Source organism: Pseudoalteromonas sp. P1-9, assembly GCF_001399975.1.
Lineage (GTDB): Bacteria > Pseudomonadota > Gammaproteobacteria > Enterobacterales > Alteromonadaceae > Pseudoalteromonas.
In genome coordinates, this window is sequence record NZ_LKBD01000051.1 from 13,459 (window position 1) to 27,481 (window position 14,023).

General features: G+C 39.8%; 13 protein-coding genes. 5 read left to right on the plus strand and 8 right to left on the minus strand.

Translation table 11 applies throughout. From position 1 onward, the window contains the following. Positions 1–8: 8 nt before the first annotated feature. The 3 genes from AN214_RS20200 to AN214_RS20210 are packed head-to-tail and all read right to left on the minus strand — an operon-like array spanning position 9 to position 2,720. Entirely contained in the window at positions 9–1,199 is a 1,191-nt protein-coding gene (locus tag AN214_RS20200) for a hypothetical protein (protein ID WP_054981363.1), read from the minus strand. A 16-nt stretch (positions 1,200–1,215) separates the two neighbouring features. Next, on the minus strand, positions 1,216–1,626 hold the full coding sequence (locus tag AN214_RS20205) for a hypothetical protein (protein WP_054981364.1): 411 nt from the start codon (positions 1,624–1,626) through the stop codon (positions 1,216–1,218). A gap of 14 nt (positions 1,627–1,640) precedes the next feature. Next, positions 1,641–2,720 (minus strand): porin, encoded by a 1,080-nt coding sequence (locus AN214_RS20210; protein ID WP_054981365.1) that lies wholly within the window; start codon positions 2,718–2,720, stop codon positions 1,641–1,643. 156 nt (positions 2,721–2,876) lie between these two features. Here AN214_RS20210 and AN214_RS20215 point away from each other — a divergent pair, with 156 nt between their 5' ends. Continuing rightward, a complete protein-coding gene (locus AN214_RS20215; RefSeq protein ID WP_054981366.1) occupies positions 2,877–4,490 on the plus strand; it encodes a methyl-accepting chemotaxis protein in 1,614 nt (537 codons plus the stop codon). Between the two features lie 54 nt (positions 4,491–4,544). Here AN214_RS20215 and AN214_RS20220 read toward each other — a convergent pair whose 3' ends face one another. Further along, positions 4,545–5,075, minus strand: a complete 531-nt coding sequence (locus AN214_RS20220; RefSeq protein WP_054981367.1) for a GNAT family N-acetyltransferase — start codon at positions 5,073–5,075, stop codon at positions 4,545–4,547. Positions 5,076–5,285: 210 nt separating this feature from the next. Between AN214_RS20220 and AN214_RS20225 the strand changes: the two genes are divergently transcribed. After that, complete coding sequence (locus AN214_RS20225; RefSeq protein WP_054981368.1) at positions 5,286–6,071, plus strand: hypothetical protein; 786 nt, start codon at positions 5,286–5,288, stop codon at positions 6,069–6,071. Between the two features lie 286 nt (positions 6,072–6,357). After that, positions 6,358–6,897: a hypothetical protein gene (locus tag AN214_RS20230; RefSeq protein WP_054981369.1), complete on the plus strand. Its 540-nt coding sequence runs from the start codon at positions 6,358–6,360 to the stop codon at positions 6,895–6,897. A gap of 134 nt (positions 6,898–7,031) precedes the next feature. Here the strand turns inward: AN214_RS20230 and AN214_RS20235 are convergent, their stop codons facing one another. Then, complete coding sequence (locus AN214_RS20235; RefSeq protein ID WP_054981370.1) at positions 7,032–8,879, minus strand: TonB-dependent siderophore receptor; 1,848 nt, start codon at positions 8,877–8,879, stop codon at positions 7,032–7,034. Between the two features lie 305 nt (positions 8,880–9,184). Between AN214_RS20235 and AN214_RS20240 the strand changes: the two genes are divergently transcribed. Beyond that, positions 9,185–9,706 (plus strand): peptide-methionine (S)-S-oxide reductase, encoded by a 522-nt coding sequence (locus tag AN214_RS20240; protein WP_054981371.1) that lies wholly within the window; start codon positions 9,185–9,187, stop codon positions 9,704–9,706. 152 nt (positions 9,707–9,858) lie between these two features. Here AN214_RS20240 and AN214_RS20245 read toward each other — a convergent pair whose 3' ends face one another. Continuing rightward, the gene (locus AN214_RS20245; protein ID WP_054981372.1) at positions 9,859–10,167 is read right to left on the minus strand and encodes a hypothetical protein; all 309 of its coding nucleotides are present in this window, start codon (positions 10,165–10,167) and stop codon (positions 9,859–9,861) included. A gap of 237 nt (positions 10,168–10,404) precedes the next feature. Between AN214_RS20245 and AN214_RS20250 the strand changes: the two genes are divergently transcribed. Continuing rightward, positions 10,405–12,330, plus strand: coding sequence for a S9 family peptidase (locus AN214_RS20250; RefSeq protein ID WP_054981373.1), 1,926 nt, complete (start codon positions 10,405–10,407; stop codon positions 12,328–12,330). Between the two features lie 420 nt (positions 12,331–12,750). On the opposite strand, the gene AN214_RS20255 is transcribed toward AN214_RS20250, so the two are convergent. Further along, positions 12,751–12,963: a cold-shock protein gene (locus AN214_RS20255; RefSeq protein WP_054981374.1), complete on the minus strand. Its 213-nt coding sequence runs from the start codon at positions 12,961–12,963 to the stop codon at positions 12,751–12,753. 285 nt (positions 12,964–13,248) lie between these two features. Further along, complete coding sequence (locus AN214_RS20260) at positions 13,249–13,896, minus strand: peroxiredoxin-like family protein (RefSeq protein ID WP_054981375.1); 648 nt, start codon at positions 13,894–13,896, stop codon at positions 13,249–13,251. Positions 13,897–14,023: the final 127 nt, after the last annotated feature.

The following is a 14,023-nucleotide window of genomic DNA, read 5'->3' on the forward strand; positions in this document are numbered from 1 at the left end:
AATAATAATTAGAACACCAGGTCCACACCAAAGGTCACTAAGTCGGCGTCGTTGTTGCTTAAATCATCTTCAAAGTGGGTGAATTCCACTTTAAATGCTGCTGATGGATGGAAGTCATATCGTACGGTAAACGAATATGCATTCGATTTAGCAGCCTGTGATGCGAGCGCTAAGTTAGTGGCATCTTGTAAATACAGTGGTGGATTTGTACCAGGGGCAACAACAAGTATTTGTACACCGCCAGGGCCTGTTATGCTGCGTGGTACTTGGTTAAATTGATCGTTTGAATTTTCATCATCGTTGCCTTCATACGTTGCACTTAATGTGACTGAATCCATACGATAACCAAGCGACACATAATATTGTGTTTGTTTGGCTAAAATGCTGTTATCAATCTCAAATTGCGTGTATTCAGCGTCGAATAGAATATCGTTGTAATCAATGCCAATTCCAATTGCTGCAAAATAAGCGTCGTCTTCTTCGATGGCTAAGTTATTGTACTGCTGATTTAAGCCATAGGCTTGCAGGCCATTAAATAACCCTGAAAGTTCGCTACTGCCGCTAACATCAATACTGGCTTCAGAAACAAAATAAGCAACCCGTCCTGTTAGCCAACCGTTTGATAAACTCCAGTTAATACCAATTGTGTCTTTAAGTTCAGCTGCGTCTGAATAGGTAACTGCGGTAATATCTGTATCAACCGCGCCTACTATCAGCTGTAAGCTGCTATCAAGTTCACCTATGGTTGAGTTATGCAAATAGCTTAACCCTTCATAGGTCGAAAACGACAAGTTATAAACTGATTGCGGAGGTCTTACCCAGCGATAGGCGTAACCTACGTCAAGAAAATCAGAGTAACGATAAAATGGAATTCGCATTTTACCGGCACTGAGTTGTGAATTTTCAGATACTTCATAGGTTAAATATGCCCACTCAAACTCGGCATTAAAATCATCACTGCCTCGGGCTAACAGCTGTGCGGTTGCAGATAGCCCATCCATCACATCTGCGCTAACTTGTACCGCAAACAAACTGTCGTTTTGCCAGTCTAGTTCATCTGAGTAGTTGTATAAGGCATCATCACTACCAAGGGTTTGCCCACCGTAGATAGAGGCAAAACCATTAACTCGGATATCTGCGTAACTCTGTGTCGCAAAACCTGCTAATAGTAATGAAGTCATTAAATAACGTTTTTTCATATTAGCTTTACCTCAGTTAGAAAGATTGAACAACCTTTACACTGCCATCGGCACTGCCTTTTGTAACAAAACCAATTAAATTTGGATTTTTTGATACTAAGCTCACTACTTCTGCATCATTTGCCGCTTCTTCCGGTGGTGTGCCTTTGCCAGTAAATACTAACTTTGACCAATATGCTTTTAGTTGGCTAGACGATTTATTAAGTACGTTTTGGTTAAACTCATCGGTAGCAGGGTTGCCATCAGCCTGAGTAATGGGTAGTGCTTTTGAACCATCGGCAAACGATTTTGCTTTGCCGGTAAAAATTTTCTTAATATCACCCGCGTCAATTGCATTTGCATTTGATGGGTGAACAATAACATCTACCGCAGCGCTTAGTGAGCAAGATGTGAATAAAATAAGTGTTAAAATAATTAAATTTTTCATTGTGTTACCCTCAATTAAAATACCATATCAACGCCGATAGTAATGGCTTTGCTATCACCAGCTACAGCCAATTCATACGAATTATCTTCGACCTCATCGTATTGAATTTTAAATGCAGCGTTTGAATGGAAGTCCCAACGAATACCAAATGATGTGGTGTTGTGATTTTCACCATCATCACCATCTTTTTGATCGAAGGTAGAGTAAGAAACAAAAGGTGTAAAAGAATCAATCCGGTAACCTAACGTGATCATTGCTGTATCGAGGTTGCCATCAAGATCGAGGCGGTTTAGTTCGCTTAGTACGAAAAAATCACCAAAATCAGCATTGACCGCCAAGCCATAAAAGTTGCCATCGCGCTCATCTTTACCATTCCATGTTGATGGCTCGCCATCGATATAGCGTTGGTTGGTATAGCTCATGGCTGTTGCGCGAATTTCAAGCCAATCGTTGCTGGTTTGAATAACGCCGCCAATAATATCTTTCCAGATCTCACGGGTTTGAGCACTAAAGAAAAAATCTGAAAGCAGTTTATTCTCTTTGTCGTCTTCGCGACCCATGTAGATATTACCAGATAGCGACCAATCACCAATGGAGCCAGTGTAAAGGGCGTTTACACCGTTGTAGTTAAAAATTTGCCAAGTGTAGTTATCTGCTGGAGCACGCATCCAAACATAAGCATAACCAACGTCGTAAAAATCAGAATAATAGAACAGAGGTAGGCGTTTTTTACCAGCTTGTATAGTCCAATTTTCGTTTATTTCGTAGGATAAATAGGCCCATTCAAACTCGGCATTAAAGTCGTCTGCACCTCGGGCGACAATTTGTGCCGTAGCGCTTAACCCTTCACCAACATCGGCACTTACTTGCAAGCCAAAAAGAGATTCGGGTTTAAACGTAATGTCTTCGTTATAGACACTGACTATCGGGTAGTCAGCAAGAAAGGTTGGCTCATTAATGCCATAGTGAGGAACACCTGTGCCACTCAGTACTTTGCCTGCATTTATGCTAGTAAAACCAGATATATTAACATCTGAAAAGCTTGGAAAAGCCGCAAAACACAATGCACAACCTAATAAAACTCTATTGTTCATAATTGTTTCCTAAATTGCTTTATTTGCGTTGTTAGCGAGGTAAGTATAGTTAATTTAAAAGAAATACTAGCAAAAATTTAAAAATAGGCGACAATTTAATGGAGGTGCTTAAAAGAGCTCATTTAAACAATAGCTTAATGTAGGGTAACAAGCAGAATGAACATTATTAGAAATTTGAGCATTAACAAAAAAATACATCTTATTACGGGGCTAACAGTGATACTGCTAATCGCTATTTTGGCGGTTAGTCGCAGCACCATGGTGGACAATGAAAAATCAATTAACGAGATTTCATCTGTTAGTTATGAAGTAGTTAAATACGCCACAGCCAATAAATACTTGGTTCAGAAACTTGATGAACTCTACACTCAGTCGGTAACGTTTGGTGATGAAGAGTTAATCGCTAAGGCTGATGAGACAGGTGAATTGATCAAACAAAACTTAGAGCAATTGTCTAAGTTGTCCCCGCGGGATGCCAGTAGCAGAGATATAAATTTGTTACAGCAATACAGCAAAATAGCCAAAAATATTGCATCGGGCATGATCAACGGAACTGCAGATTTTTCAAAAATTCAGCAGCAAGCACAAGAAAAAACTGCAAAATATGAGGAACTTGTTAGCCATTTTGAAGCGTTTCAAGCAAAATCTGACGAACGTTTTCAAGCACTAATAAGCGACACGTTAGAGCGTTCAAGTGATGCCATCAGTGTAACCATCGGGATTATTGTTATCGCCATTATTATGTCGGCCTTACTGGCAATCTATATTGCACAAGCCATAAGTCAATCAGCCAAAGACGTCGCATCTTCACTTGAACAGTTAGCTAATGGCGGAGGCAGTCTAAGCAGCAAGTTAGAAGTGCGAGGTGAAGATGAAATTGGTCAAGTGTCGCAAAACTTTAATGGCTTTATATCGTTATTGAAAGACGCGGTAGAAAATGTGGTGTCGGTTGTAAGCCCGTTAATGGAAAACTCAACGCGTTTAGTACAAGGCATGGAAAATGCTGAGAATGCAACTAATCAACAATCACATGATGCAGAGATTGTACGCCAGTCAATGGAAGAGATGAAATTAAGCGTAGGCGATATTTCTAACTCGGCAGCGAGTGCCGCAGAGGCAGCAAGAAGTGCCGAAAAAGAAGTGGAAGTTAGTGCGCAGCAAATTGAATCTTCGGTTACTGAATCAAACGCCCTTCGAGACGAAATTGAGGCGGCTTCAGGTACTATTGATCAATTAGCCAATGACACTCAAAACGTAGGGCAAATCTTAAACGTAATTACCTCAATCGCTGAGCAAACGAATTTACTCGCGCTTAATGCCGCGATTGAGGCTGCGCGTGCAGGTGAACAAGGGCGAGGCTTTGCCGTGGTTGCTGATGAAGTGCGTGAACTTGCATCGCGTACCGCAAAATCGACAAACGAAATTCGCGATTTATTAAATGTGTTAACTGTGGCTGCAAATGACTCTGTAACAGCGATGAACTCAGCAATGGAAAAAGCAAAACTGAATTCAGATAATGCAGCAAAAACAGGAGAGTCTATTCGTAAAATCGCTGAACAAATATTGGCGATAAATGGCATGAATGCACAAATTGCCACTGCAACAGAAGAGCAAACGTCAGTCGCATCAATCGTGGTTGATAATGTGTCAAATATGCACTCGTCGTTTGAATCTACATTAAACTCACTTGAACAAGTGCGCAGCGTTGCAACAAACTTGCATGATTTATCAGACAAGCTACTGGATGCAACATCTCGTTTTAATCTTTAACTAAGCGCTTAAAAATATAAAACACCTACTTCTTTATGTTGTAGGTGTTTTTGTTTAAGAAAACTCGCTTTTCAACATGCCAAATTTCAGATCGTTACACCACTTATCATTTATTTTGTAGTTGTCTCTGAGTATACCTTCAGGTTTAAACCCTAGCGCAGTTAACAATCGACCCGATGCGTCGTTGCCTTGTGTAACCGTTGCCGTTACTTTGTGATAACCACATTCATCGAATGCAAATGCCATTACTCTACGCGTTGACTCTTTCGCATACCCAAAACCTTGAAATTCAGGGGCAAGCATAAAGCCAAGCTCGGCTTGCTGATAAGGCTGCCACTGTGATAGAAAGCCCGTTACGCCAATTGGCGTCATGGTTTTTTTATCGAACATAGCGAGTGTAAGCCAATCATTAGATTGCTTTTGCCAAGAAATACAGCGTTCATCAAATCGTTGCTTTATTACATCAGGCGTAGGCATATCACTTATAAAGCGCATCACATCAGGCAGTTGGTGTAAATGTTTGAAAAATTGCCAATCGTCAGAAGAAAGAGATCTAAGAAAAAGTCTTTCGGTTTCAAGTTCCATTTTGTAGATAGGTCGCTTGTTATGTTTTTAGCATAATATGTCAAAATTATTAAACTGGCTCAACGAATTAGAGTTTTAGTTTTAAGAAAAAGCGTAATCAAATATTTAATAGCATGATGAGGTGCATGTTTTTTTTAAATTATTTGAATACAATCTTCGCTTATCTCGGTCTAAACTCAACATGATGTAATTTAATTTTTAAGGTGCGCTATGCTTGAAAATGTATTTAATTATATGTTTTTAACAGTACTCATTTTTTTATCATTGCACGCGCATGGAACCAGCAATAAACAAGTCACATTAACTTATTGTTATGAAAAAAAACCGGTTTTACCTCATTTTTATGGTGAAGGCCCATTAGTACCAAAGTCAAATCCCGGTCCGGCAATTGATATTTTGAATCAAGTTGCGACTTATCATCCCTATTTAACCATTAAATTTGTTCGATATCCTTGGAAGCGCTGTTTAAACGACCTTGCTAGTGGCAAAGTAGATGCAGTTGTGGGGCGTTACCACCCACTTAGAGAGCAAATTGCCCGTTACCCGAAAACTAGCGATGGTGAACTAGATAACAGCTTAAGTTTCTCAAATGCTGACTCTTGTTTGTTACACAAAGCGGGCAGCTTAAGCTGGGATGGTGAGATTCTGATTTTTGACAAACCAATGAGTATGTCAGTTCCACATGGCTATGGTGTAATTGGTGAAATGCGTAAAAAAGGTTTTGATATATATGAATCACCATCAATAAATAAAGCTCATGAGCTACTATTCAAAGGTCGAGTGGCTGTTTCACTGAGTAATTGTCATATGGAAAATGTGCCAACTGGTTTTGTGCAAAATACTATTCCAATTAATCGAAGCATTGGCTATTTGATGTTTAGTCATCAATTATTTGAACGCCAGCCTCTATTGGCTAATAAGCTTTGGCAAACGCTGTCTGAAATTGATGCTGAGGCGTTTTATCAAGAATATTTTAATCAAGCTTTGGCACATTAAGCTGACAATAACGCATAAAAAAAGCGGGTTGCCCCGCTTAAACTTTCCCCAAAAAACTGTTTTAGTTAATTTTTGTCATACCCTAATACTTATTTACGAACCGGCTTTTAGAATACAGAGATTACGTAACCTTTTGATATGTTTAACTCTTAATATATGTCATATGCTTTTATAAAAGTGCTTCTGTTTGTTACAAATTATTTACAAGGCTAATTGTTAAACCTTTTCCTTATTGCTCGCGACTAAGCTTTTAAACCAATACATTTACTCAACAGGATTAAACGCTATGAAACAGTTCGCCCTTGTTATGTTAAGTTCGGCTATTCTTACCGCTTGCGCGGTTGCAAATGCAACATCAGGTAACACATTGGAGAATGATGCACCAAACATCTATGTGTTTAAGGATTGTAAGCGCTTAGATACTATCGCGATGACAGATTCACAACTGACCGCTTACCAAGCAATGAAAGCGGATGAAGTGAAGCTAAAAGTGCTTGAAAAGCCGATGAAAAGTATGGAACGTGAACTTGCAAAACATGAGCATGCGTTAGATAGCTTATCGGGTGATATGGTTATTGAAGATGGCGATACAGTGGTTGTGAATAAACAATTAATTAAGCAACACGAACACATCGCTGAAAAAATGGAAGCGATAGTCCGCTCTCATAGCAAAGATATTGAAGCCCTTGAACTGCATGCACGCCAGTTTGAGCGCACCGCTCGTAATTTTGAAGCTGCTATTCAGCCATCAATTAGCGAATATGGTGAAAGCAATATTCAAATTTCAATTGGGGAAAAAGCACCTAATTGGCGATGCGAAGTTTAATCTGCTACTGGCAAAACGTTGAGTAGAGAAAGCATCGATAATTTCCAATGTCTATAAATTCAACCAACCAATTTAAAGCCCCAAAAGGGGCTTTTTTTTGGCTTGTTCAAATAGCGCAAGTTAGGTTTAAGTAATTACCAAGTATAGTTTGCAGTGACCGAGTATTGTTCACCGCGACCTGGTGTACCTGGTACTTCTTCGAACTTTTCATTCCATAAATTATCAACGGCAAACACCAAATTTACACCTGGTAATTGGCTTGGTGTATAGGTAACTGTTAAGTGGGTGAAAAGTGCTTTGTCATCGCCGTTACGAAGGGCATTTTTTTGCTGTTTGCGCCATTCATTGTCAATGCGCAGTAGCACATTTTCATGAAGGTACCATACGGCACCAAGCGTTACGCGATGCGGTGGATAATTTAACGCATAAAAACTGGCGTCTACGGTGTCATCAAAGTAGTTTTCAGATTTATCTAAATAGGTGTAACTAGCTACAATATCGGCGTTACCAAAACTTTTAATCGCAAAAAGTTCAAAACCTAGCGTGTCAATATCAACGGCGTTGGCTGCCCGCGCTGAAGTTGCATCAAAACTATATGTCCAGTCAGTTAAATCGTTATCAAAGCGATAAAAAAGTGCAGAATCGAAACGCCAATCAAGGGTATCAAGCGACATACCAGCTTCAATATTCTTACTTACTTCACGTTTTAAATTGTGATTACTTCTAAATAGGCCGCCCGTTTCGCTGCCACCAATTGCGGTGTATCCTGCAACTTGTGTAGCTTCGGCGTACGATAAGTAGAATTTACGTGTTGAGTTATCTTGATTACGTGTTAGCCATGAAATATCACCGATCACAGATACATGAGAGTCATCACGATTTGTGTCGTCAAATGCAACGCCAAGTCGAGCGGTTAGGCTCTGGTTTGCATCAAGTGAGGTGGTGTATTCCGGTACAAGGCTCAGTTTGTAATAATCACGCGAAGTAAAATTGTTTTCAAGTGTGGTTGATTCAATTGAATCGCCCATGACTTGCGCCGAATACAATACGTTAAATGCGCTATTTACGCTGTGCGTGCCTGATAAAGCAAAAGCGTTTACTTCCGTTTCATGAAAAGCCTCAAACATTGATGGGTTTTCTCTTGAGAACACATAATGATCTTGATGTTTTCTGTGGTAAGCGGTTGCCTCAAAGTGGCTGCTACTTGCGTATTGATACGTGTGATTTATCATGAACAGCTTGGTTTTTAACGTTTCTGTTTCGTTAACGTTAAATGGCGTATACATATTTGGCCAACCGAAGAATTTCTCTTGTTGACCAAAAAATACATCGGTTTGAGAGTTATTGCTGGCGAGTTGCACGCGTCCAGAGGCGCGGTCAAAATTATGGTCGCCAAACTCGATGGTACCATCACTTTGTGAGTGAGAGTATTCACCTTCTACGCCTAATGTCCACGAACGGTTAGATGCAAGCTGTGTGCTGTATGCACTGTGCAATCTAAACAGTTTAAACCCATTGTTACCAGCACCTGCTGATACGTTGCCACCGCTATTAATGGTATTCCATTGATAAGCAATTGAACCTACTGAACTATTTACACCGTAAAGTGCGTTATCTACGCCAGTAAATACCTGTGGTTTGGATAGCATTTCAGGCGCAATAGGAATTTCAGCAAAGTAATGGCCTGTTTGCGGGTCGTACAAGGTTGCACTGCCAATGCGAAATCCGGTGTTTTCAAAAATACCGCCGCGGATGGTAACATCAGCCTGCGCTTCCGCCATATTACGCGATTGCAAATCAACGCGCGGGTCGTATTCTAAATTTGAAACAGGTGAGTCGAAGGTGCCTACAGGACGGTTATTTGCTGTGGCCGCGCTTTCAACGGTGATTTTTTCGATTTCGGTAGAAGAAGCAAGATCGCTTGATGCGAAAGAGTAAGCTGACAGCGTGCTTAAAAACAAAGCGTTTGCAACGCGAAACATGTGATTTCCTTTTAGACGTAAGTAACTAAATTCGGTGATGCATTACCAATTCATTAAATAACTAGTCATTTTAACAGGGTAGCTTTTGCTAACTGGGGGTAAACTTTTCGGTGTCAAAACACACCGAATATAAATTCTGCTTTGTTAGCGCCTTTTTAACCAGCGCGAAAACTAATCCTATTATTTAACCGAATTGATATAAAAGAAGAAGAGACTTCCCATAAAACAACATCGCTAATTTGGCGCGCATTGTATATGATCTCACTTCCAAGGCATATACGAATCATTCTCAACTTTATATATTTATGAATAAACAAGCCATACAACGCGGCCACGCTGACGAAAACAAGTTAGAAAACACCATTTATTTTGCAGGAGGCTGTTTATGGGGCGTGCAAGAATACCTAAGACATCTTCCCGGCGTAATAACCAGTGAAGCAGGCAGAGCAAACGGCTCAGCCAATAGCACACATGCGCCATACGATGGGTATGCAGAATGTGTGAAGGTACAGTTTGATCCAGAACGTGTCACGATTACGCAATTGATGGCGTATTTCTTTGAAATTATCGACCCTTACAGTATTAACAAGCAGGGGCAAGATATTGGGGAGAAGTATCGCACGGGTGTTTATAGCCAAAACCCAACACATTTGGACGCTGCTGCTGCATTTATTAATGCTCGAAATGATAAAGAACAGATTAAAGTAGAAGTAATGCCCCTTACTAATTACGTAAAAAGTGATGAAGAGCATCAAGATAGGCTTACTCGCTGCCCTGATGACTACTGCCATATCCCGCAATCGCTTTTACATAAATACAAACAGTAAATTGTTGACCTTATAAATTGTTTGTCATGAGGTGGGTATGCAGAAAGGTTCTTACTGAATATTTAAGATGTTTGGTGCCAAGTATTTAGCTCGGTTGATACAGTTTGCAATAAACTAGGCATCAACCTTATCGCTATTTTGTTTGGTGATTATTAAATATCTTGTTGTTGGTTTGTATCATTAAACTTGTAGAATGTTATACGTTGCCAAACAAACCACTGTGCGAATAAAGCGATAATTAATACAGGTACAAATGCTTGCAACATAGGTATATCGTTGGCGGCAGTGAAAAGACCATAAATAGACCCTAACCCAGCCGAAATTAGGCTGATATTCTTCCATTTTTTGCTGATATCGATACGCTTTCTACAGTTTGGACAGTGGTAATTCCATGGATTAATATTTCTAAAACTTTGCAAAAAAGTGATTTCATTATTGCATTCTGGGCATGTAGGTTTCATTTAAATACTCCCTGTTTTTGTTATGTTTACGAGTCTAATCAAATATTTGCTAATAACCAACGTTATGTGTTTAACGGTTTGGTTAAGTGATTAATGGCTAGTACTGAAAGTGCGTAGTAACAGCCCTGTGACATTACCCGTTTCAACATTTTGAAACAATTATTATCACGTGACACTTGTGTCTATAAATTGTTCAGGTAACAATCACAAACGGATAATTTAAAAGGAATAATTATAATGAAAAAGCATTTTCAATTAGCCGCAGTCGCGTGCGCGCTTGGCCTTGCATTAGCTGGCTGTTCACAAACAACACATTCTGATAAGCCAACTGAAGTGGTGCAACAAGCCCAGACCGTTAAACAATATGATGCTGAAACTTTCTTTGATACTACCTCAATAAGGGGCAGTAGCTTTTCACCTAAGGGTGATAAAATTCTGGTAAGCAGTGATGAAAGTGGCATTTACAGCCTCTATGCTGTTGATGTAAAAACTGCTAAGAAAACCCGCCTAACAGATTTTCAAGACAGTACCTATGCGGTGCGTTATTTCCCAAATGATGAACGCGTGATCTTTACCAAAGATTCAGGCGGTAATGAGCGTTTTCATGTTTATGTACGCGAATTGGACGGCAGCGTTAAAGACTTAACACCGGGCGATGAAACCCGTGCGCGCTTTGCCGGTTTTACTGAAGATGGTACTCATTTTTATATCACCAGTAACCAGCGCGATGCAAAGTTTATGGACTTGTACCGTGTTGATGCTAAAAGCTATGAAGTAACCCCTGTTTATCAAAATAAAATGGGGTTAGATGTTGGCGCAATTAGCCCTGACGGCCGTTTTATTGCGCTTTCTAAAAATAACTCAAACAAAGACAGCGATGTGTTTATTCTCGATACGATGAAAAAAACACTGAAACCAGAGTTAATTGCTGGCAAAGATGTTGAAGCCACATTTGGCCCAGAAACCTTCTCTCGAGACAGCAAGGCACTTTATTACTCAACCAATGCAAAAGGTGAATTTGCACAGATTTGGCGTTACGATTTAATCTCGGGTGAACATCGCCTTGCACTCAAAGATGAGTGGGATGTTAACTTTATTTATTTCTCTAAATCAGGGCGTTACCAAGTGAGTGGTGTAAATGCCGATGCCAGCACTAAAGTCACTGTGATGGATACAAAAACTGGGCAATCGATTGCGATGCCAAGTTTACCTGCGGGTAATTTACGTGGCGTAAATTTCTCGGCAGATGAAAAAACCATGGCGTTTTACTTAAATTCGGATACGTCACCGAATAATTTATTTGTTTGGCAGGTAGGGTCATTAAAGGCTTCACAACTGACAAACAGCTTAAGCGCTGCAATTGATCAAAATGATCTGGTTGAAAGTACCATTGTGCGCTTTAAAAGCTTTGATGGGCTTGAAATTCCTGGCGTGTTATACAAACCAAAACAAGCAAATAGCAACAATAAAGTACCTGCACTTGTGTGGGTGCATGGCGGACCAGGTGGACAAAGCCGCACTGGCTATAGCGCAATGCAGCAACATTTAGTTAATCACGGCTATGCTATTTTTGCGGTGAATAACCGCGGTAGCTCGGGCTATGGCAAAACTTTCTTCCATTTGGATGACAAAAAACACGGCACCGATGACTTACAAGATATCGTGTACGGTAAAAAACACCTACAAAGTTTAGATTGGGTAGATGGCGATAAAATCGGCATTATGGGCGGCAGTTATGGCGGCTTTATGACCGCAGCTGCGCTTGCATTTGAACCTGAAGAATTTAAAGCGGGCATTAACATTTTTGGCGTAACAAACTGGGTCAGAACGCTTAATTCTATTCCACCCTGGTGGGAGAGCTTTAAAAAGGCGCTTTACGATGAAATGGGGGATCCAGCAGCAGATGGTGAGCGTCACCGTGCTATTTCGCCGTTATTCCACGCTAAAAATATCACCAAACCATTGATGGTAATTCAAGGCGCAAATGATCCACGTGTACTGCAAGTGGAAAGTGATGAGCTGGTGGCAGCGGTAAAAGCCAATGGCGTTCCGGTAGAATATGTTTTATTTGATGATGAAGGCCATGGTTTTACTAAAAAAGAAAACCGCATTGAAGCATCAAATGCGTACCTTAAGTTTTTAAACACTTATTTAAATAACTAGGGCCTGTTGATCTTTCAAGTTCGTTTTTTAAATTGCAAAAAGCCGGAGTAATCTCCGGCTTTTTTGTGAATGCGAATAATCATAGGGAAGCTACTTGTGTTTAACGGTTTGCACATTAGATCTCGCGGATGAAATGTTAAATAGTCGTAAGCCAGTTTAAAAACTGTTTTTTCTCGAAGGCAGTTTCAAAACGAACATTCTTACGTTCGGCATTATCGGTAAAGACAACACTATTTTTATTTACGGAAATGGATAAAATTGGCGGCTGAGCATTTATGCTAGCGGCATTAAATGTATGTATCATATTAGATCTTTTATATTTTTATTGAGGGGGTACTGTAAGACAAAAACTGATGGGTTAATTCAAGGAATTACGGTGATGATAAGGCTAGTTGATACTAGCCCTGGAAGAGCACTAAATTATAGTGCTACAACATTTGAAGCTTGCGGGCCTTTTGGACCCTGTTCAACAGAGAATTGAACCTGTTGACCTTCATCTAATGATTTATAACCATCAGAAACGATTGCGCGAAAATGTACAAACACATCTTTGCCACCGTCAGTTGGTGTTACAAATCCAAAACCTTTTTCTTGGTTAAACCACTTTACTACGCCAGTTACTGAATCAGACATATTGAAACCTTTTATTAATTAATTTGTGGTGAAATCTCACCGGATAAAGCTATAGATAAACAAGTAAAACAGTAACCAATAAAGCAAATATGGATACCAGTTCGACTTAGAATTAATAAAGAAGAAAGAGAAACAAAACGTGCAGTAGTAGATAAAGCTTTAAATTTCTAAAGCCTGTGCAGTGTACGGTAGTAACGCGTGTTTGTATACTTTTTAATTAATTTTATTTAAAAAGCGGGTTTAAGAAGAGAAACCACTTGGTGATTTCTCTTTGATAAGTAGAACTTATTTAAGCTTTTTAACCGCTGTTAGTATGTCTTCCGGCTCGGCACGAAGAGTGTAATCTTCTATTGCAAAGGCAAATTGAATTACGCCATTTTGATCGATGACATAGGTTGCCGGTAGAGGCAATTCATAGCTGTTATCGCCATTCGCTTTTGGAATATCAAGACCAAGTTGGTGATACACGGGTACTAAACGCTCATCAAGGGTAAATACTAAACCACAGGCTTTTGCTAAGGTATTTTTTACATCTGAAAGTACAGTATAAGCAAGCTCATTTTCGTTTTGGGTAGAAAGTGAATTGTCCGGTAACTGTGGTGAAACAGCAACTAACTGTGTGTTATGTGCGGCAAATTCAGCTGAAAGTGCATTAAGCGCATGCAGCTCTAAATTACAATAAGGGCACCACCCACCACGATAAAAGCTAAGCACCAGTGGGCCTTTTTCTAATAACGCGTGTGAACTAACTAATGTGCCATCGCTATTTGGTAAGTTAAACGCTGGCAGCTTATCACCCACTTTGAGTGCATGCTGGCTTAACTGCGCAGCAATGAGTTTATCTGTGGTGATATCCATTAAATCTAAAATATCGTTACTAAGGTTAGCTTTCTTTTCGACTTCGAACGCATCGATTTGTTTTTTTAATGTCATGTGTATTCCGCCATTTTGTTTAAACAATGGGCTCAGTATCTGTACGATCCCCACAAAATAGTTATACGTTTTAATAATCATATTCCGGTCCCGCATTTTGAAGCTGCTTAATTGCATTTAGGCAGCT